The sequence below is a fragment of the Vibrio sp. QJM3NY_27 genome, assembly GCF_057785955.1.
The window spans coordinates 707,952-729,636 of record NZ_CM173512.1 but is presented as its reverse complement, the minus strand read 5'-3'; the positions used below and the strand labels follow the sequence as shown (position 1 = coordinate 729,636).

General features: G+C 44.8%; 16 protein-coding genes. 8 read left to right on the top strand and 8 right to left on the bottom strand.

Features of this window, described 5'->3' with window-relative positions; genetic code table 11:
* The first annotated feature begins 245 nt into the window (after nucleotides 1-245).
* From AC3CIA_RS19125 to AC3CIA_RS19115, 3 genes are all read left to right on the top strand, one after another.
* The gene (locus AC3CIA_RS19125) at nucleotides 246-1,091 is read left to right on the top strand and encodes a GNAT family N-acetyltransferase (RefSeq protein WP_488519537.1); all 846 of its coding nucleotides are present in this window, start codon (nucleotides 246-248) and stop codon (nucleotides 1,089-1,091) included.
* A 121-nt stretch (nucleotides 1,092-1,212) separates the two neighbouring features.
* On the top strand, nucleotides 1,213-2,052 hold the full coding sequence (locus tag AC3CIA_RS19120; protein WP_488519536.1) for a helix-turn-helix domain-containing protein: 840 nt from the start codon (nucleotides 1,213-1,215) through the stop codon (nucleotides 2,050-2,052).
* 121 nt (nucleotides 2,053-2,173) lie between these two features.
* Nucleotides 2,174-2,806 carry an esterase/lipase family protein gene (locus AC3CIA_RS19115; RefSeq protein ID WP_488519535.1) on the top strand — a complete coding sequence of 211 codons (633 nt, stop codon included), beginning with the start codon at nucleotides 2,174-2,176 and terminating at the stop codon, nucleotides 2,804-2,806.
* Nucleotides 2,807-2,938: 132 nt separating this feature from the next.
* Here the strand turns inward: AC3CIA_RS19115 and AC3CIA_RS19110 are convergent, their stop codons facing one another.
* Complete coding sequence (locus AC3CIA_RS19110; protein WP_017061193.1) at nucleotides 2,939-3,913, bottom strand: arginine deiminase-related protein; 975 nt, start codon at nucleotides 3,911-3,913, stop codon at nucleotides 2,939-2,941.
* A 586-nt stretch (nucleotides 3,914-4,499) separates the two neighbouring features.
* On the opposite strand from AC3CIA_RS19110, the gene AC3CIA_RS19105 reads away from it, so the two are divergent.
* Nucleotides 4,500-6,350 carry an ABC transporter ATP-binding protein gene (locus tag AC3CIA_RS19105; protein WP_488519534.1) on the top strand — a complete coding sequence of 617 codons (1,851 nt, stop codon included), beginning with the start codon at nucleotides 4,500-4,502 and terminating at the stop codon, nucleotides 6,348-6,350.
* A 297-nt stretch (nucleotides 6,351-6,647) separates the two neighbouring features.
* The gene (locus AC3CIA_RS19100) at nucleotides 6,648-7,352 is read left to right on the top strand and encodes a DUF445 domain-containing protein (RefSeq protein ID WP_004732525.1); all 705 of its coding nucleotides are present in this window, start codon (nucleotides 6,648-6,650) and stop codon (nucleotides 7,350-7,352) included.
* A 135-nt stretch (nucleotides 7,353-7,487) separates the two neighbouring features.
* Here the strand turns inward: AC3CIA_RS19100 and AC3CIA_RS19095 are convergent, their stop codons facing one another.
* A complete protein-coding gene (locus tag AC3CIA_RS19095; protein WP_004732526.1) occupies nucleotides 7,488-7,976 on the bottom strand; it encodes an Lrp/AsnC family transcriptional regulator in 489 nt (162 codons plus the stop codon).
* Nucleotides 7,977-8,255: 279 nt separating this feature from the next.
* On the opposite strand from AC3CIA_RS19095, the gene AC3CIA_RS19090 reads away from it, so the two are divergent.
* On the top strand, nucleotides 8,256-8,426 hold the full coding sequence (locus AC3CIA_RS19090; protein WP_017078425.1) for a hypothetical protein: 171 nt from the start codon (nucleotides 8,256-8,258) through the stop codon (nucleotides 8,424-8,426).
* Between the two features lie 617 nt (nucleotides 8,427-9,043).
* On the opposite strand, the gene AC3CIA_RS19085 is transcribed toward AC3CIA_RS19090, so the two are convergent.
* From AC3CIA_RS19085 to AC3CIA_RS19060, 6 genes are all read right to left on the bottom strand, one after another.
* Nucleotides 9,044-9,898 (bottom strand): nuclear transport factor 2 family protein, encoded by an 855-nt coding sequence (locus AC3CIA_RS19085; RefSeq protein WP_488519533.1) that lies wholly within the window; start codon nucleotides 9,896-9,898, stop codon nucleotides 9,044-9,046.
* A gap of 122 nt (nucleotides 9,899-10,020) precedes the next feature.
* Complete coding sequence (locus tag AC3CIA_RS19080) at nucleotides 10,021-10,911, bottom strand: helix-turn-helix domain-containing protein (protein ID WP_488519532.1); 891 nt, start codon at nucleotides 10,909-10,911, stop codon at nucleotides 10,021-10,023.
* 262 nt (nucleotides 10,912-11,173) lie between these two features.
* Nucleotides 11,174-12,664, bottom strand: coding sequence for a sodium/proline symporter PutP (gene putP / locus AC3CIA_RS19075; protein ID WP_029203037.1), 1,491 nt, complete (start codon nucleotides 12,662-12,664; stop codon nucleotides 11,174-11,176).
* Between the two features lie 187 nt (nucleotides 12,665-12,851).
* The gene (locus AC3CIA_RS19070; RefSeq protein WP_054546029.1) at nucleotides 12,852-13,556 is read right to left on the bottom strand and encodes a hypothetical protein; all 705 of its coding nucleotides are present in this window, start codon (nucleotides 13,554-13,556) and stop codon (nucleotides 12,852-12,854) included.
* An 11-nt stretch (nucleotides 13,557-13,567) separates the two neighbouring features.
* Nucleotides 13,568-16,705: a bifunctional proline dehydrogenase/L-glutamate gamma-semialdehyde dehydrogenase PutA gene (gene putA / locus AC3CIA_RS19065; protein WP_488519531.1), complete on the bottom strand. Its 3,138-nt coding sequence runs from the start codon at nucleotides 16,703-16,705 to the stop codon at nucleotides 13,568-13,570.
* Between the two features lie 181 nt (nucleotides 16,706-16,886).
* Complete coding sequence (locus tag AC3CIA_RS19060; protein WP_017075637.1) at nucleotides 16,887-17,711, bottom strand: AraC family transcriptional regulator; 825 nt, start codon at nucleotides 17,709-17,711, stop codon at nucleotides 16,887-16,889.
* Between the two features lie 482 nt (nucleotides 17,712-18,193).
* On the opposite strand from AC3CIA_RS19060, the gene AC3CIA_RS19055 reads away from it, so the two are divergent.
* Nucleotides 18,194-19,297 carry a PEGA domain-containing protein gene (locus AC3CIA_RS19055; protein ID WP_004732542.1) on the top strand — a complete coding sequence of 368 codons (1,104 nt, stop codon included), beginning with the start codon at nucleotides 18,194-18,196 and terminating at the stop codon, nucleotides 19,295-19,297.
* Between the two features lie 203 nt (nucleotides 19,298-19,500).
* Nucleotides 19,501-21,330, top strand: a complete 1,830-nt coding sequence (locus AC3CIA_RS19050; RefSeq protein WP_488519530.1) for an SUMF1/EgtB/PvdO family nonheme iron enzyme — start codon at nucleotides 19,501-19,503, stop codon at nucleotides 21,328-21,330.
* Nucleotides 21,331-21,685: the final 355 nt, after the last annotated feature.

Here is a 21,685-nt window from a genome sequence, read left to right as displayed (position 1 = left end):
AATCAATAAGTTCAGCAGAGGGCAAAATATCTTGCCCTCTTTCAATTAACATCAGCTCTTCTGTTAACACCCACACACCTTTCAAAACTGTCGTTTTTATTCAATACCGGCCTCAAGCCGTCGCCTACAATTGCTGTTATTGAAACGTGGCTCAACTAATCAATTATCTCATCGTCAATTGACGTACCTGAGAACAAGATGACGACCACGCACTCTACCGAATCAAAACAGCAGGAATTCAAGCGATGTTAGACATCAAAAAAATCTCAACACTTAGTGACCTAAGCGAACTTAAAACGGCTTACTTTACCGAATCAACAGCACCACTCGATGGCATGTGGCATTTTGGCTTTGTGCCAATGTCTGACAATTTTGGTTTTTACGAAAACGGTAATCTTGTCGGTTATTGCGTATTAAATGGCGAAGGCTACTTACTTCAGTTCTATCTAGCACCAACAGCCAGCACTCATATTGAACACTTGTTCCCATTAATCGTAGAGAACAACAGCTCTGTGATTGGTGAGGTGAAAGGCGCATTCGTGAGCACCGCTGAACCACAATATTTATCACTGTGTGTCGACAACACAGAATCATTTAAAGTGAATGCGATGATGTACCGCCAAAACTCTCAAGCCAGATCTGATTGTGATTCAGACCGCATTGAAGAGATAGAGATGAGCCTCGCGACAGAAGAACAACTGGAGCAGTTCGTTGAGTTTGCTTCATCAGCGATTGGCGCACCAAAAGAGTGGATCACCAGTTACTACGGTAATTTGATTGCCCGTCAAGAGCTATGGGGCTACTGGGAAAGTGACGACATTCTCGCTACTGGAGAGTGCCGTAAGTTCGATGAGCATCAAACACAGTTTGCCGACCTAGGTATGATTGTCGCACAAGAAGAACGCGGTAAAGGCTTTGCAACGCGTGTTCTTAACTTTCTAAAGCAGCACGCTAATAGCCAAGGGTTAGAAGCTATGTGCTCTACGGAAAGCAGCAATATTGGCGCACAAAAGGCCATCACACGCGCTGGGTTATCATCAAAGCATCGTATCTTGCAGTTTGATTTTAGCGAATTAAAGGAAACTGATTAGCCTTGATTCGGATTAACAAACATCAAGACTAAGTTCTAACAATAGATACTGATAAAAACTGTCACCTCCAACGATATCCACATATAGTTGGAGGGGCCAGTCATCTGAAATAGAAGGTCTAATGATCAATTGGTTACAGTCTCCAAAATCCCCTGTAGTTGCTCAGTTCATTGATTGCTACTGGCTGATTGAAAAGACGCCCGACGCTCAAACTCATCAATTTCCGATACTCAATCCCGATCCATCGGCGCACCTGATCTTATCGCCAAGCGAGCAGGCATATCACTACACGATTGAGCAACAGGTCGATCAAGGCGTTGGTTGCCATCTACTGCTGCCACACCATAAAGCCATCGAATTGGATCACTCGAAGCCCTTTGTTCACTTGGGCATTAAATTCCATGTCGGTGCCTTGTATTCACTGGTTATCCCAGATTGCCCTCACCCTAGCTTGGACAGCGTTAGCCCAGTCAATCTCGCAGGTTTACTAAACAACCCAAACGCCGATGCAACGCTACTGATCAAGCTCGCTCAAACTGATGTTGAGGCCTGCTGTCAGCAGTTAGATGATTTTCTACTTCCTTGGATATTGACAGGTAAAACGGATAGGCACAGCGAACTGACACGTAAGGTGTTGGGTGTGCTTGGTTCGACACCGATTGCAGAGCTTGGCGACAAGCTGTTTTGCTCGCAAAGAACACTGGAAAGAAGCTTCAACAAGGTAACTGGGCTGACATTAAAACAGTGCCAATCGATGAACAAACTCGAAGCGATGTTGGAATATTTGTATAAGCGAAATTTGGATGACATCGACTGGATGGACGTTGCCTTTCAATTTGGGTTTAGCGACCAACCGCACCTGATTCGTTACCTAAAGAAAACCATCGGTCTAACACCCAATACTTACGCTAAACAAGGCGGTTTAACTATTGATGTTTATGGTGGAGTGAGATCGGACTAACCCACCCTTTACCTTTACCCATCAAGCACTCTCTGCCTTTTGTGTCCCATTAGTAGCAAGTTTTATTGAGTTTAGATTTGCGACTAAATATACTGGGGACACTATCAGACGGAGGACAAAAATGAATAATAAAAACAAACATATAGTTTTAATTCATGGTCTATATATGCCTGCGTTGATCATGCAATATCTGGATAGAAACTTCAAAAAACGCGGCTTTACAACGCACAAGTTTGCCTACAACTCGCTGCGTTTTCCTTCTGCAGCCAAACGCCTCAATCGCTTCGTGAATGCACGCTTTAATGAGTACGATGAGGTCTATTTCTTCGGTCACTCACTCGGTGGCTTACTCATTCGTCACTACTTTAAGTTTTATCAGCCCAATTTTTCCGACACCTGCATTATTACCGCAGGGACTCCGCACAATGGGGCAACTATCGCCAAAACACTGTCGAATCATGGGCTTGGATTTATATTTGGTTCGAGCAAAATGATCTTAAGCGATGGCCTGGGTGACTACGATATTGATGTGCCGATTGGCGTGATTACAGGTACCTACGACGCCGGAGTCGGACGTATTGTTCTGGGAAGAAACCCTGGCGATGGCACAGTCACACTCGAAGACGCCAACCTGAGAGGAGCAACGGATACTTACGCCCTCAAACTCAACCACACGGCGCTTGTCTACTCCAAAGAAGTCGTAACACTGTCGGCGCAGTTCATTGAACACAGAGCTTTCAAGAGCGCTTCATAGCTTATTTCCGTTAGCTTTTGCGCGTTTACTCCGGTATCGAACTCTTGTTCTCTTATTCGTGATAGATAAAAACAAAAATACCACTCTGAGATCGAGTGGTATTCAAAGATCGATTGCTGGAAGTGGTGCTTGTTACAGACGATTCACTCGCGTTGGCAAAAACACCTCACCCAGCATGCATCGCACCGAACCACCGCCAATGTCTTCAATCGTTTTCACGTTAAATGGTAGCAGCTTGCCATGTGTCGATAGCTGAGCTAACTGAGCTGGAGAAAACGCATCGTAAGCCGATTGAGACATCGCGATCACCTTGTCGCCATTCACCGTCTCCAGTTGCAAAATGTTGCCGCAAAATCGGTTCATCTGATCAATTGAGATAGAGATAACCTGCTTGTCTTTAGCAAGAGATTTCACCACAAAGCGGCGTTCAAATTCAGGGATCACTTCATCACAGATCACGCAGAAGTTATCGCCAATCGCCATCATCACATTGGTATGGTAAATCGGCTGACCAGACGGTAATGCCGTTTGGAAAGAGACCACACGAGAATAGCCAATACGCTTCGCGTAATCTTCCAATACTTCACGGTCACAACGCTGAGAAAGCGCCGCATAGATAGTCTTGTTGATATGGTCGATAACCATCACGCCCGTGCTCTCTAGATAAGAACCCTGCGCGATGTAAGACTCTAGAGATTCACTGTGGTTAACAATACGACCCGACGCTTCTAACGCTTCAATAAGAGCGTTTGGCTTAACTTCATTCTGACGGTTTTCACACGCCATAGGGAACGTGAATAAGCTTCCATCACTACAGGTACTGAACCAGTTGTTTGGGAAAACAGCATCCGGAGTTTCAACGCCCAACTCTGGGTAATCAAACTCTACAACTTGCACACCTTCTTTACGCAACGAAGCGACCATAGCCTTAAATTCGGCCATGGTTTCTACCTTCACCTCAGCTTCGGTCAGATTCACTCTGTGCTGAAATTCGTTATCACGTGCTGTTTCTTCGTTAAATTTAAACTCTTTTGGCGGCACCATAACAACGCAATTGGCGTTTTGAACATTAGTAATATGAAGTGATTTTTTGTGTAGGTTTAACATTTCAACCGTCCCTATCTTTTATTTACTTCAGAATTGTAAACAACTTGTTACGACAAGATTCACTGAAAAGAATATTGATTTGAATATTTATCCCAAACAATTACTGCAGATCTTAGATTAATCGGTAATTTTTACTGCAAGATAACAGCACATCAGAAAGAACCAACTGTATGCATATTCGTTAAGTCACTTTATGGATAAATATTCTGATTCCATTTTCTCGCCTATCACGAGTTTTGATTACAATTTAATCCATTTAACGTTAGGATTATCACCGTTGCATAACAATCAATTACGTTTGAAATAAGCTTAACTTTTCCTGTCTAATTCAATCTAAAATAAGCGTCATGAAAGACATTCTTTGGACCTTTCCTGCATTGCTTAGACAAAGTTTTAGTGTTTTAAAGCCAAGTGCCTAAATAGGCGCTAGAACAAAATCCATCGAATGACTTAATACTGATAAGAACCCATTGGCGCTTATATAATTTCAAACTAAGACAGTTAAATTTCAAATCAAGACCATAAAAACAAAGCTGCACCAACGATGCAGTCGCTTATAGATGCACTAGTTTATAAAGGGAAATCTATGTACAAGAAATTTGAAGGCTTTACTGAAGCCTTTCCAAAGGGAGAGCCGATACAACCTCCTACTGGAATACTGGCATTCTGCCACCATTACACTCGAGGCTTTGAAAAACCGTTAATCGTGCTCGGACTGATGAGCATGACCATCGCGATCATCGAAGTCGCGCTATTTGGTTACATGGGACAACTGGTTGATTGGCTATCAACAAGTAATCCAGAAACCTTCCTAGCGGACAACAAATCTACGCTGATGGGGTTGGGCGTTTTGCTTCTGGTCGTGATGCCAATATTGATCAGTGCCTACTCACTATTGCTTCATCAAACTTTACTCGGCAACTACCCAATGTCTATCCGTTGGTTAGCCCACCGTTACCTTTTGAAGCAGAGCCTGTCGTTCTATCAAGATGATTTTGCAGGACGTGTCGCAACCAAAGTGATGCAAACCTCACTTGCGGTGCGTGAAACCGTGACCAAAATGGTCGATGTATTCGTCTATGTAACGGTCTACTTTACGGCAATGTTATTCATACTCGCAGAATCAGATTGGCGCTTGATGGCTCCGATGCTGGTTTGGTTGTTCATTTACGTCAGCATTCAGCTGCACTTCGTACCGAAACTCAAAGATGTGTCTTCTGAGCAAGCCGATGCTCGCTCGTTGATGACGGGTCGTATTGTGGATAGCTACACCAACATCGCAACGGTCAAACTGTTCTCACACAGCAAAAGAGAAACAGAATACGCCGAAGAAGGCATGGAAGGCTTCTTAGATACCGTCCATCGCCAAATGCGCTTAGTGACCGGCTTCAACATCTGCGTTGAGTTCGCTAACTACTTGTTGGTGTTCAGTATTGCCGGCATCTCTATCTACTTATGGCTAGACAACGCGATCACCGTGGGTGCAATTGCCATCGCAGTCAGCTTGGCTTTGCGTATTAACGGTATGTCGAAATGGATCATGTGGGAAATTGGTGGCTTGTTTGAAAACCTAGGCACCGTGATTGATGGTATTAAAACGCTGTCTAAGCCCATCGCTATTGAAGACAAAAAAGACGCTAAGCCTTTGGATGTGCCACAAGGTGGCATCAACTTCGATAACGTGAGCTTTAACTACGGCGAGAATAAGGGTGTGATTAACAACCTAAACCTCAACATCAAACCGGGTGAAAAAGTCGGCTTGGTTGGCCGTTCAGGTGCAGGTAAATCAACCTTAGTTAACTTGCTACTGCGTTTCCACGATGTAGAAAATGGCCGCATCCTGATTGATGACCAAGTGATCTCAGATGTCACGCAAGACTCACTGCGCAGCAACATTGGCATGGTGACTCAAGACACCTCATTGCTTCATCGTTCAATCAAAGAGAACATCCTTTACGGTCGACCTGACGCGACAGATGAAGAGGTGTATGCCGCAACCAAACAAGCGCACGCGCACGAGTTCATTGAAACGCTCACCGACCCGTTTGGTAACATTGGTTACGATGCTCAAGTTGGTGAGAGAGGCGTTAAGCTTTCGGGTGGTCAGCGTCAACGTGTTGCTATCTCACGCGTACTTCTGAAGAATGCACCGCTGTTGGTTCTGGATGAAGCAACATCAGCACTTGATTCAGAAGTAGAAGCCGCAATTCAAGAGAGCTTGATTGAGCTCATGGAAGGCAAGACCGTGATTGCAATTGCACACCGTTTATCGACGATTGCAGCAATGGATCGCTTAATCGTACTCGATCAAGGCAATATCGTTGAAGAAGGCACTCACCAAGAGCTGATTACACAAAATGGCATCTATGCTCAATTGTGGAATCACCAGACCGGAGGCTTCATTGCCGATAATCTTGACCAAGCGTCGAGTGCTTAATTTATGTGCTACTTTAAAAGTGCGGCGTAATTCACACCAATTTGTTAACTAATGGTAAATTACACGTGGCAGAATGTTATGTCGTAATTATATAATGACATTAACACCAAAGACGCCTCGCTTGCGCGTTCTGGAATAAGGCTAGACTTCGGGGGGAGGCTAGCCTTTTTTATGCCTGTTATTCTTCACCCCTTTCTCATCTATTTTCGTCTTCCCCATAAACTTCATCGATCCTTTTGTTTTTTTCTTGGCGTTTTTTTCTTAAAATGCGCGCAGTATTCTTTCTAGAGATCAACCATGAACAAAAGTGTCTTAACTAACGTAATCGCGTTAGCACTGCTTGCTGGCGGCTATGCGACAGCAAACCAATACTTGCTTTATGCAGGCCTATTCGCCTTTTCTGGTGCCATCACCAACTGGCTTGCGATTCACATGTTGTTCGAAAAAGTACCCGGCTTATACGGTTCTGGCGTTATTCCAGCTCGTTTTGAAGAGTTCAAGGCGGCTATTAAACAACTGATGATGGAACAATTCTTTACCGAAGGTAATATCGACCGCTTCCTAAGCAGCGAGATGAGCGGTAAGTCGCTCAACCTAGAACCCGTAATTAAGAAGATCGACTTCAACCCTGCATTCGATTCACTAGTGCATGTTATCGAGAACTCACAATTTGGTGGCATGTTAGCGATGGTTGGCGGCACTGAAGCACTAGAGCCAATGAAAGCGCCATTCGTGGAGAAGATGCAAGAGTCTGTGATTGAAATCAGCAAGAGTGATTCTGTAAAAAATGCCATCAAGGACGAACTTGAATCACCTGCAATGATGGATGAAATCAAAGAGAATATTGAAGCGATCATCGATCAGCGCTTGAATGAACTGACACCAAAGTTGGTTAAAGAGATGGTTCAAGCCATGATCAAGAAACACCTTGGCTGGTTGGTCGTTTGGGGCGGAGTATTCGGTGGTGTGATTGGCTTAATTTCTGCGGCAATTACGCTATAAGCAGTTTATCTGTTCTCACTTTATTTGCTCTAACTTAATCTGATTGACCTTTTCTCGGGCACTCAACAAAAAATGGAAGCTTATCGGCTTCCATTTTTTATATCTAAATAACCTTGGTAAGGCGAAAGCAGGCCACTATTTTAGGGTGGCCAACAACTCAGGGTTAACACCAAAGCCTTTCTTATGCTCTTCAATCACTACTTCGCTGCGAGTCTGAATCACGCCCGGCAGTGTACCCAGCTTGGTTGCCATAAACGCTTGGTATGCCTTCATGTCTTTCACTCGAACCTTGATCATGGTGTCAAAATCACCCGACAGCGAATAACACTCTTCCACCTCAGGCATCATTTCAACCGCTTGGGCGAATTTATCGAAAATCGAAAAGCTGGTCTGGTCGAGACGAATATGGATAAAGACCTGGACATCGAGTCCCAGCTTTTCTGAACAGAGCTCGGCATGGTAGCCCGTTATGTAGCCTTCTTTCTCCAATCGCTTCAATCTATCAGAACAAGGGGACGTCGTTAGGTTGACCTGCTTTGCCAACTCAACAACAGGTAAACGCCCTTTCATATGCAGAATTCTTAGTATCTCTTTATCGATACGATCGAGTTGATGCTGAGACATAACATTCCTTAAACATTCTAAATTCCGCTCAGTATATTCCATACCACGAACAATCGAAGAAAACCTCGCTCACACATTTAAAAAACTAAATATGCCTTTAGCATTCACATCAAATATAAATCAACATGGAACGATAAGACCCCTTATAAATCAATCTTTGACTATTAACAAATTATTATAGAAATGACCCAGATAACAAATAAGTTGAGCCAGAAACGAAAGAAAGGATATAGGCCAAAGTGAATAATGGGATTATCAAAGAGAAAGGATAACTCTATTATGAAGACACAAGAACTCGCGTACAAACCATACGGTATTGGCTCATGGACACACGTAACAGTATCAAAAGATGTTGCTGAAGCACTCGCAAGTGAATACTCGAACTATGGATGGGAAGTGAAGATTGATGGCAACGCCATTGATACAAAACTTGCACTCAAAGCGGCATAGAAAACGAAAAAAACCTCCATTAAGGAGGTTTTTTTATCTAGGTTGGTAAGCACTTACTATAAGTTAAGCCATTCCAACTTGGGGAACTGTACTTCCTGTTTCACAACGACAATTACACGTTCGACAGAAGTGCTGAGTTTCCATATCGTAATACAGGTTTCCACTAAATAGCTTTGACGTCCATTGCATCATACGGCCAGAGGTTGTCTCGGGCTCAGATTCACAACGTTTCATTATAGACTTATGTAGTGTTGTTTTTTTACATCCTTTGCAATAGAGATCAGGCATACCTTTGTCCTATAGGTCTTTAGTGGTTACTGACAATTGACACATCATGTCGAATTTGGTTGCACTAATCACCGAGCTAATCACAAAAGTGAGCGCCAAGTTCAAAAAATAGCCATTTTTCTCTTTCGTTTTTTGACATCAAACGCCATCAAGATCCTTCTTCTTCCATTTATCCTCCCTCGTTCATGCGGTTTCGATTTACATTGTAAAACCCCATAACGACAGTACTTCCCCCGTATTAGTCATCAAATTGATCGATAAAAAAACGGTACTTCCTCTTCGAAAGTACCGCTTAAGCAAACCATGTTTGGTTAAATTTAGCTCACATTTTAAAAGCCAAATTTACCATTGTCATTTTTCCACTCTGAACGAGCAGGAATGGTTTCAATGGTATCCCAATGCTCTACGATTTTTCCGTTATCAACACGGAATAAATCATAAAAAGCAACGTGATTATTCATGAACTGGCCTTCACTGATCGACAACACAAAGTTACCTTGGCCTAAAATCTTATGGTTGGCGGTATAAACCATTGGCATACCCGCTTCTGCTAGCGCACCCAAAGCTTCACCCAAACCGCTTAGACCATCAGCTACTCCTGGGTTATGCTGTAAGTAAGCACTGTCTTCATTATCGATATAGTTATTAATCTTCGCCATATCACCGCCGATCAGGATGTCTTTAACGAAACCACTGACCAACTGCTGATTTTTGTCCGTTTGATCGAGATCTACGACTTTAGTCGTGCCATCTAATTGAGTTCGTCCACTTGCGTTTGGCTTGGCAATTTCTTGCAAGTTGTCCCAATGCTCAACTATCTGTCCATCTTCAAAGCGGAACACATCAAAGCCGACTTTCGGACCAAAGAAGTTATATTCGGTATGAATGACAACATAGTCGCCATCTTGAAATGAGCGCGTCACTTGTGCTTTCGCAGAGCCTTCAGGCAGCATTTGTAGCACTTCACCAAAGCCCGCTAAGCCATCGCCAACTGCTAGGTTATGTTGAATGTACTTTTCAGGGTTAATGTAGCTCACCGCTTTTGCGTCGCCCGTTTCAATGCTCGAAATAACCGCTACCGCTTTTTCTTGAATTGACAGCTCTTGTGCAGTCGCAGTGGTTGCGAAAGTAGAAGCGCTAAATACGCTTGCCGCTAGTAATGTAGATTTAGTTATTGTTTTCATTTTTAAAGTCCTCTCGTTGGCTTGGAAACTATCTTAATCAACGAGAGAGACTCACGGCAGAGTGGATTTAGGCAGAAAAATGGTAGATATCGAACCTTAGATGATTCGTGTCGACCCATTCACTATTCAGAGAGGGAAGGCTTGGAATATTTCTTTTGAAACTCGCTCGGCGTCATTTGAGTATGATTTTTAAAGTACTTAACGAAATTACTGGCGTCTTCAAAACCAAAATCCGACGCCATTTTTTGAGACGTAATATTGGTTACCACCAGCTGACGCTTCATCTCTAAAACGGTAAAAGAATCGATGATTTGCTTGGCAGTTAACCCCGTTGCACCTTTGCACACTTGGTTCAACGTCTTGTAGGTGGTGTTAATTTGATTGGCGTACCAGTTTGCATCACGCACGCGCAGGTAGTTGTTTTGAAGAAGCTCAAAATAGCGGGCAAACTTAATGTTCTGCTGCAAGCTCAGGGCGTCTTGCTTCACTTCTGGTCGCAGGCGATGAAGAATCAGTGCTAGTGCTGAGAACAGGTACATCACAATCAAGGGATCGGATTCTGACTGTTTCAGTTCCGTCATAATTTGCTGTAACAGGCTCTGCGTTCGATCTTGATGGGATACGTCTAGTGACAACAGTGCAGAATGTGTCTTGTTCAAATGAGTAGGCGTGTAGTTCGGCAACTTCATGTTAGCGTGAACGCTGTCTAAGAACGCTTGAGTAAACAAAACCGCTGTGCCTTGTGGCTTATTACTAAAATCAAAGGCGTGCACCTGCTCTCTTTGAATGAACAACACGCTCCCTTGGCTAAAAGGGTAGTCCTCAAAGTCGACCATGTGCGTGCCAGAGCCTTGCTCGATAAACAAAATCAGGAAGAAGCTGACACGATGGGGCAGTTGAGGATCGTGGTTAATATTGCTTTCTGAATAGAGCCGAGACAAGGGCACCAACTCCAGCTCAGCCTGCGCCGTTTTTTCATGGTTAAAGCCAATATTCGGGATTACTTGAGGCACGGTCACCTTCCTATTCATTTACTCAACTGCTCTTAGCAAGAGTAATGTATCCCTGTGGGAACTGAAATGATCCGAGCCTAGAAGTATGACTTAGCCAACGTCACCAACAAGGTAAACATGCTCAATACACTCAACTTGCCAGACGCAACAAAAGTCGAAAGGTCAAAGCATTGGGGTATAGTCAAAAAATAGAGCCACCGAAGTGACTCTATTATTTTTAGCTAATGTTCGTTGCTAATTCACATCTGTTTTACAATGTAAATTAGTCTAGCTCAACTAGGTTCTTCTTAAATTCAGCGTGTTGCTTCTTAACTTCGTCTTCTGGTTCGCCAGTAATTAGGCTCACAATAACGATAGAAAGAGTCGATAGGATGATTCCCGGTACGATTTCGTAAACATCGAACCAACCGCCCGTGAACTGTTTCCAAAGAACAATCGTAACACCACCAACCACGATACCCGCAAGAGCGCCGTTACGGTTCATACGAGACCAGTACAGGCTCAACACGATAGCTGGACCAAACGCAGCACCAAAACCTGCCCATGCGTAAGATACAAGGCCAAGAACTGAACTGTCCGGCGTCATCGCTAGCACAAGAGCAATCAGAGAAATTAGGATAACCGCGAAACGGCCAACACGAACAATCTCTTCTGACGTTGCGTCTTTCTTCAGAATTTGCTTGTACAAGTCTTCTGCCATTGCAGATGAAGAAACAAGAAGTTGTGAATCAGCAGTACTCATGATTGCCGCTAGGATTGCAGCAAGTAGGATACCGGCGATTACTGGGTGGAACATTGCGTTAACAAGAAGCATGAAGATCTTCTCGCCATCGTCTAGTTTAGGCGCGCCAGAGTTAGTTACGTAAATTAGACCAACAAGACCCACTAGCATTGCACCAACCATAGACAATGCAGTCCAGATAACCGCAATGCGGCGTGCTGTCACAAGATCTTTGTTTGAACGAGTTGCTTTAAAACGAGCCAAGATGTGTGGTTGACCGAAGTAACCCAAGCCCCATGCCGCTAGCGAGATGATCGCAATAGCAGACAATGGCTCACCTTTCGCATCATTCCATAGCGTTAGAAGCTCTGGGTTGATGTTATGTAGGTCGCTAGATAGCTGACCAAGGCCACCGTTCATTGCCGCGATTGGTACAATCAATAGCGCAGCAGACATTAGCAAGCCTTGAACTAAGTCAGTCCAAGATACCGCAAGGAAGCCACCAAACAGGGTGTACGAAACCACACATACCGTACCGATAATTACCGCAGTTGTGTAATCTAGGCCGAATACCGTTTCAAACAATTTACCACCTGCTACCAAGCCTGAACTTGTGTAGAAAAGGAAGAATAAAAGGATAAAGAAAGCAGAAATTGTTTGGATCAGCTTAGAATTATCATTGAAACGACGAGATAGGAACTCAGGCAGCGTCAGTGATTCAGTCGTAATGCTGTAAGTACGTAGACGTTTTGCACTGATTAACCAGTTTGCCCAAGTACCAACAAGTAGGCCACCAGCAAGCCAAAATGCTTCAAAGCCAGCAGCGTAAGCGTAACCAGGCAGGCCAAGTAGCAACCAACCACTCATGTCTGATGCACCAGCAGAAAGTGCAGCAGGCCATGGGCCTAACGAACGACCACCTAGGAAGTAGTCAGTTGAGTTAGATGTACGTTTGTAAGCAATAACACCGATCGCTAGCATCATAATTAGATACGCAATGAACGTCGTCGTTATTGCAAAACTGTTTTCTATCATTTGATAGTCCTCATTTTGTAGAAAGCCTTCCATGCCTAATTCAATGCAAGGCACTCACCGTAAAGGCAAACAAGTGCATTGAGTTAGGTATTCAGGCTCCAAAGCACTATGAGTTAAATCCAAAGATGGAGAAAACCCAAAAATGGAAAAAACCAAAAGTGCTTAGAGCCAATTTTACTGAAGGTTAGTGAGCTTCGCTTCCAAGTTCGAGCAAGGTCGCGTTACCGCCCACGGCTGTTATATTTATAGTTCGCGTACGCTCGGTAATGAAGCGCAGCGATAGGTGTGGATCATTGGCAATATTCATTGCGGTCAGATCCGTTTCAGCCACTAAACCGACGATTGCACCGTCACGCTTAGCAAGCTGTAAATTGATAGCTTGTGCCGTTTGTGAATTACCTACGTAACCCGCGCTTCGCACATCGCAAGACAGCAGCTGTTGAGCAGCGTCGTACGAAGCAACCTGCACCAAGTTGGTTGGTAGATTCGCTTGTTTCGCGGCATCTGCAATTAAGGTGTTGAACTGCACGTCATCACTGCACAATTGAACGCTGTTACCTGCCAATAGTGCTGCAGTAATCATCGCTGTTGCAGTTTGCAGTGCGGGCACTTTCTCTTCGCAATCATCAACAATCACCAAAGCCACACCGCGGCCTGCGGCATACAACTCATTGGTTTCGCCCGTAGGACCTGCCATTAGGTGATGTTCAGAAAGAAGCGCAGATGCTTGCTCTAGATGATAAGTTGCCACTGCAGCCAAAGGCACAGATTGACTTTCGATCTCTGATTTCAGCGCAAGTACCTGAGCACTCTTGTAATCAAAGTCGGTAAGGTTCCATTGTTCCCACGCTAACAAAGCATCAGAAAAACCTGTCACTTGATGAACCATGATACTGCTCCTTATGCCTTGTCTTGTGATTGAGAGAAATGAACATCTGTAAAACGGTATAGATAGTGAGGACCACCCGCTTTAGGGCCAGTACCTGACAAACCTTGACCGCCGAATGGTTGAACCCCAACAACGGCGCCCACTTGGTCACGGTTGATGTAGCAGTTACCCACGCGCACGTGTTTTTCGATCCAACGGTAAGTTGTCTCGTTACGGCTGTGAATACCCATGGTCAAGCCAAAACCGGTTTGGTTAATTTGGCCTACCACTTGCGCTAACTCACTCGCCTTGAAGCGAACGATGTGCAGCACAGGGCCAAACTGTTCTTCTTTCAAGCAGCTGATGTCATCAATTTCAAAAGCACTTGGTGGAACAAAATCACCATGTTCACAATCAGCACCTAAAGAAAGTTGAGCCACCTTCTTCTGGGTATTGGTCATGTTTTCTAAGTGAGCCAACAACTTCTGTTTCGCATTTTGGTCGATAACAGGACCAACATCCGTTTTATGAAGATGCGGGATACCTACACTCAGTTCGTCCATTGCACCGTGAATCAATCCAACCACGCGGTCTGCGATGTCTTCCTGAATGTAAAGCACACGCAATGCAGAACAACGCTGGCCTGCTGAAGCAAATGCCGAACGAATCACATCACGAACCACCTGTTCAGGCAGTGCGGTACTGTCGACGATCATTGCGTTCTGACCACCAGTTTCCGCGATAAACGGAACAGGTTTAGCATTGCGACTTGCCAGTGACACGTTGATACGTTGTGCTGTCGGTGTTGAACCCGTAAAGGCAACGCCAGCAATCGCATCATGGCTAGTAAGCGCACTGCCGATTTCAGCACCGCGACCCGGCAGTAACTGAATCGTGCCAGCAGGGAAACCCGCTTCATTCATCAGTTCAACCGCGCGAGCAGCAATCAAGCTTGTTTGCTCGGCAGGCTTCGCCACAACCGTGTTACCTGCCACTAGTGCTGCAGTAATTTGGCCAAGGAAGATCGCTAGAGGGAAGTTCCAAGGGCTGATACAGACGAACACACCACGACCTTGTCGAGAAGCGATTCGTGTTTGGCCATCAAAACCTTTTAGTTCGAAACCTTGTAGGTTGTCAGCTTGTTTTGCGTAGTAACGACAGAAGTCGACCGCTTCACGTACTTCATCAACGCTATCATGAATTGTTTTACCTGCTTCTTGGTGACAAATCGCTACCAATTCAGCTAGGTTGTCTTCCATCAGATCAGCCAGTTTATCAAGTGCCGCCGATTTGGTTTCAACCGAAGTTGCGTTCCAATCAGCAAATGCTGCATCTGCGCCAGTGATCGCTGCGGAAACATGATCAAGGTTAGCGAAAGCCACCTGACCGACATTGATTCGACGATCGTAAGGTGCCGTTACTTGCTCAACGTTCTGATCAGCCTTGATCATGCTTTCGGCAAGAGATTCACCGTTGATCACAGGGCCAGCAGTCCACTGATTATTAAGGAAAGCTTTAACCTGCTCTTCAAACTGATGCGCTTCACTTTCGATATCGATGTTCACACCGTAAGAGTTTTTACGCTCAGGGAATACCGCTGGAGGCAGAGGAATCTTAGTGTTGTGCAATGTATCGAACGCCAGAAGCATATCGACAGGGTGTTGAGTCAGCTCTGCCACAGGGCAACGCGCATCAACTAGACGGTGGACAAACGAGCTGTTTGCGCCGTTTTCTAGCAAGCGACGTACTAGGTATGGCAGTAGATCTTTGTGGCTGCCAACCGGTGCGTAGATACGTACCGACTGTTGGTAAGCTTCCATCGCATGGTTATAAAGAGAATCACCCATGCCGTGTAAGCGTTGAAATTCAAAATCTTTATGTTCAGTCATCACTGCGATTGCAGAAACCGTATGAGCATTGTGGCTCGCAAATTGCGGGAAGATATTGCCACGAACGCTTGGGCTCAATAGGTAACGTGCACATGCAAGATAAGCCACATCCGTCGCTTCTTTACGAGTGTAAACTGGGTAATCAGCGAAACCAGCCTGCTGTGACCATTTGATTTCGCTGTCCCAGTACGCGCCCTTCACTAGGCGAAGCGGGATTAAATCACCCTGCTCTTTCGCTAGGCGGTTTAGCCATACTAGAACCGGTAGTGCACGCTTTGAGTAAGCTTGAATAACCAGACCAAATTTGCCCCAACCTTTTACAAGATCAGTGCGGTACAGTTTTTCGAATAATTTAAGAGAAAGCTCTAGGCGATCCGCTTCTTCCGCATCAATCGTAATCGCAACGTCTAGCTCTACTGCGCGGCGCAATAGCTGCTCTAACGTGTCGCAAAGTTCCGTCAATACGCGGTCTTCGTTCGCCACTTCATAACGTGGGTGAAGCGCAGAAAGCTTGATAGAAACCGATGGAGCAGGACTCGATTTTGAAGAGACATACGTATCTCGACCTACGGCTTCAATCGCCATTAGGTAATCTTTGAAGTATTTGTTTGCATCTGCCGTGGTCAGTGCCGCTTCACCTAGCATGTCGTATGAGTAGGTAAAACCTTTGTCACGCATAGGCTTACCGTTCTTTTGCGCTTCAGCAATGCTGCGGCCAAGAACGAATTGGTGACCCATCACCTTCATCGCTTGGTGCATCGCTTTACGAATCACCGGCTCAGAAAGCTTGTTGACTAAACGGTTAACCGCTTGGCCAGCGCTCTGTTCATTTGATGAAAGTCCAACAACCTTGCCTGTTAACATTAGGCCCCAAGTCGATGCGTTAACAAATACTGAATCAGAGTTCTTTAAGTGAGATTTCCAATCCGCAACGCTTAGTTTGTCGCGAATCAGCGCATCAGCCGTTGCTGAATCAGGAATACGCATCAAGGCTTCCGCCAGACACATCAGCAAGATGCCCTCTTGAGTATCTAAACTGTATTCAAGCAACAGTGCATCGATCATCTGGATAGAAGTCTTATCCGCGCGGATAGCTTCGATCAATGATGTCGTTTTGTCTGTGATTTGCTGCTTTTCAGACTCAGAAGGGGTAGCTAGCGGCAGAAGTTGCTCTAGCCATTGGGTTTCATCCACCATATATAATGGTGAGATAAGCGTCCAAAGATCAGCAAGCGACTGCTCGTTGAATTCTGGCTTTAACACATCAGTAGCTGTAAACATGCGTTTTCCTTAATCTCACACCCGAAAAGAGTTCGGGATCTCTACAATGGCTGCAGTGTATTTAGAGTATATAAGGATTACTTGTCAAAAACTCCGAGTTTTTTGCTAAAAACTCGCTTTATTAACAAAACAAACACAAGGTCACATATGAAACTTTAATATAATATGCCGTTTTGTTTTTTTATTTAACAGAAATTTGCTTTTTGTATTGAGATGGTGACATGCCTTGAAGGCGAGAAAAGGTGTGAGTAAAGGAGGATTGACCGGAAAAACCAGCCAGTTCTGCAACCTGTCCAAGGCTTAAATTACCTTGTTCAATAAGGCGTCGAGAGCGGTCGATACGCTTTCCTAAAACATATTGGTGAGGGGTAATGCCCATTTGATCTTTGAATAGCATGTGGAATTGGCTTTCGCCCAAGAACACACTGCCTGCAAGCTGCGCGACTGAGATCTTATTAGCCAAGTGTTGTTCGATGTAGCGATCCAACGACTCAAGATCGAAACGCGAATCTTTAATCGAGGTTTCAAATGCCGAGATGTGTCTTTGCATCAACGCAATCACCGTGTCATTACAAGCTCGACTCAACAACAGATCATCAGGACTGGCCTGCATCTCTTGCACCAACATATGGATAAGCTTTTGAATTTGCGCATCTAATTGGAAGTAGACGTTCGAGGATTCTAACTGGTTAATCTTCTCTAGCATCAGAGGGTCATCATCGGTTGGCATAGGCATATTGAGTACGAGAATATCCGACTGACCAACCACTCCACCGAAAGCATGATCAGAGCGAGCCGTGACTACACAGCCTTGCCCTGGACCGACAAGATTACCTTTACCGCTCACTTCAAATTCCGCCTGACCTTTTAAACCAATGACTACCTGCGAATAATGGTGATCGTGACAATCCATATGCGAAGGCAAAGTAATGATCTCCGCAGGGCGAGGGCCAGTAAGGCTTAGCGGGGACAAGTCAAAGTTCGGAAAGGGTAACGGTTTAGGCATAACATCAAAATACTCAGGTCGACATAGTAAGAATAATACTCTGAAATCTGCATAAGATGAATTTGTAAATGATCATGAGAGTCATTTCCTCGCCTCAAACAAAAGATCATTATCGAGATCGTCTTGATCATGCCTCCGGAAAGATGATCAAGAGTGCACAAACTACGGGCATTGTAAAACCAATCGTTCCGGTGAGTTTAGGGGCTTCACAAGCAATCACATCGACAAGCAAACCATGCCACCAATAAATACTTTGTCGCCGCAACATAATGAATAAATTTTCTTATATAGCTCAAATAATTGGCGATAAACCTGCAAAAAGTGTATCCGAAGTACCGAAACTTGGCTTTTGAGTAGATTGGATAGCAATAAAACGGTATAAAGACGGGTACTGTGTTAATTGCTAATAACTAGTGACTCACAACTAGGAAGTAGACACTTTATTAACGAGCCAATTTTCAATCTACAAGTTGCAGGGACCTATGACTAACTTTCGAATTTCAGCGCTTTTACTCGCGCTATCCCCACTTTGGGTATCTGCATCGGTATCCGCTGAAGAACTGAATCAAGTCGATCCCGTTTCAGCTATCGATGCAAAGCTAACAGAGAAAAACTCAGATATTGAGCGTATTTCAGCAACCAAAGTATCGGCGACTGAAAACCTAAAACAACTTCAAAATAAGAACAGCAAGTTGTTACGCGAAGGTGAAGAACTTAAGGCAAAACGTAACAGAGCCAAGTCTGTACTCGACAAACAGTACAGTCGCTTGCTTGAAGATCCAGAAACGGATTTGGTCTCTTTCCAGAAAAGTTACCAAGACGCTTGGGCTGCGGTTAAAGAGAATCAATCGTCTCAGCTAGATAACGAACAAGCGATGAACGAGAGCGAAATTCACCTTTCTCAAATCAAACAAAAGCAAGCTCGCCTGAATAATGAGCTGGCAAACTTGAGAGAGTCGAAAGTTGAAGCTCGCGTTAAACGTATTGCATCAGAACTTCGCGAAAGTGCCGTTCTTGAAACCAGCTACACCACCACATGTTCATCAACGATGACATTGGGTGAATGTACTGCTCAAGGTAAACACCTGACCAATCAAAAAGCGGTGAAAACGTTCAAGAGCCAATTACTTGAGCAGCTCACGGAAAGTTCATTAGCAAAACAGAACTTGCAAGGTGTTCAACTGAACATCCATGTTCAAGACAGCCAAGCGATCAAGAGTGGCTTTTCTGGTAACAACTCTTACTTCATGCAGATGCAGGCTCAGCTTCAAGCAAAACCTGAAGCGGTTGCAGCATGTAACTTATTGAACGTTTCAACGCGCTACTGTTTAACGGGCAGTGACGCTGCAGTCGTTAAGAAGAGTGACAAACAATGGGCTAACGTGACGGTACGTTCTGATCAGTACAATGACTCAGTGACCATCAACGGCATTAAGTATGGCAGCACCCCTCTTGAGGTTGCGCTACCAAGTGGTCGTCACCAAGTAACCATTTCAAAACAAGGTTACGAGTCTTACAACCGCACAGTGACCATCAACGGTAGCGACACTATTTGGGTTAAGCTTCTTCCAAGCAAGGAAAGCTAAGTCCAGTATGAATAGTTCAGCGCTCTAATTAAGATAGCCGTGCCTATTTCACAAAGCTGAATGAATACTCGCCATTTTGTTGGTAGTTATAAACTGTATGAACGTTATAGACAGTATGATCGTTATAAACAGTAGCTGCAGACGAAATGGCGTTTTCGTTTAGAATATTCGATTAACCTAAATTACGATTGAAGTAGCCCATCATGCGCCAAGGTCTTCCTACTCTACTATTTGCACTTGCTCCCTGCCTAATGACTCCTGCTGTTTTCGCTGAGGCGACACCACCAGCGATCGCGTCTTCTGTCAGCGACATTGAAAGCTCACTTTTCGAAAAGCATGCCGAGTTAACGGCAGTTGAGAAGAAACTAGCTGACAAACAAAATGAAGTCGACAATCAAGCGCAGCAAACGGCACGTCTAGCCAAGTTATCGTCTCAAGCAGAGCTAACACTCGCAAAGGCGAAAGCCAGCCTAGAGCAAGATTACACGCGCATGATTGATGAGCCCGATTTCGATATCTCACCGGCTCAAAACCGCTTCCAAGACGCTTGGAAAACAGTAAAAGAAGGCAAGCTTGCGATTTCAGATTCAGAGCAGAAGCAGCAAGGCTTGATGATGGAGCTTGAGGCTATCCAAGCCGAGAAAGCAGCAGCAGAAGCTTCAATCGCTAATCTGAACCAAAATAAGCTAAGAGCAAGAGCTGAGCGACTCAGAAACGAGATCACTCAGACGGAAGAGCAAACCGTTAGCTTTACGAACCGTTGCAGCAGCGATATGACACTGGCGCAATGTTCAGACCAAACGGTGACCTTAGCACTTCAAAAAGCGGTAAAACAATTCCAGCACAGCCTTGTAGACAACGCGACCGAATCGAAAACAGTGAAAGAGCACCTTGCGTCTGCTTCATTGAATATTCACGTTCTGCAACACAAAGTGAAATCCTCGGGCTTCTCTGAAGATAACCGTTACCGAGCGGTGATTGCGGCGAACCTAGAAACTCGTCCAGATAAGAACACACCTTGTCGTCTGCTTGGTATTCAGTCATCAAACTGTTTCACTCAAAGCGAACAACAAGCCAACGACCAGCAAAAAGAAGTCGCTTGGGTTAACTTGGTGGTGCGTTCAAATCAATACAACGACAAGGTTTCTATCAACGGCGTGAACTATGGCAGCACACCCGTTGAAGTGATGTTACCAACAGGCCAGCACATGGTCACGATTGAGAAAGAGGGTTACCTTTCTTTCCACCAAGAGCTGAAGATAGCCCGCGATCACAACCTACGAGCCGTATTACAGGCCAAGCAGAACTCATTGAATGTCGGTACCAAGTTTGCAGACCCGATGGGAAACAACATTCAGAGCCCTGAAATGATTGTTGTCGGCTCGGGTCGCTACCTACTCGGTGAAAACAACGCACAGCAAGTGACGATCAAACAGCCGTTCGCATTAGCCGCAACACCAACCCGTGTTCAAGACTTTAGAACATTTGTTGACAGCACTGGCTACCAAACAGACGCAGAACTGATGAACACCTGCGATACGTTCGTGAATGCAGAGATCACAACCGTTTCAGACAATGACTGGCTAAGCCCTGGCTTTAAACAAGCAGATAACTCACCCGTTGTATGTGTCAGCCAAAATGATGCAAAAGCGTATACTCGTTGGTTATCTCAAAACACCGGCTTCACTTACCGTTTACCTACACCACAAGAGTGGGAAGCTGCAGCAAGAGCAGGCCAAGACACCAACTTCTGGTGGGGTAACGAGTTCCGCTCAGGTAAGGCCAACACTGGCTGGGCGGGTACGCCTTGGGCAAACGTTAGCACATCTCCAGTTAAATCATTCCTGCCAACACCAACAGGCTTCTACGACATGGTGGGTAACGTATGGGAATGGACAACCATTCAGAAAGGTTTAGCGAAAGGTGGCGCGTGGAGCTTTTCTCCAGAGGAAGCAAAAGTGTTTAACGAACTGTATGTACCGCCTTCAACGGCAGCGAACTATCTAGGATTCCGAGTCGTGCGAGAGCTGTAGGCTCCCAATCACAGGCTCAGAATCTCAAATATTTACTCTAAGTTCTCAATTATCACATTGAGCAGCATTTATAGGGGAATTCCCCCCTTATGCATAAGCATTCCTAGGAGTAGATTCGTCGATAGAGTAGTAAGTCACTCTGGGTATCAAATTGATGCCTCAGTTTAATTTACCTGACCCTCGTAAATTAAGCTGAAAATCTTCTACATGTCGACAAGGCATATCTTGTCTTTAGCCAGCCCCTCTTCAGGCTGGCTTTTTTTTGCCTGTTTATCATTCTTTCTGACCACCTATTCCCCGTGATTGAAGCAGTTAGTCAGCAATCTGTTTAACTGTCATTCACCACCCTATTTTT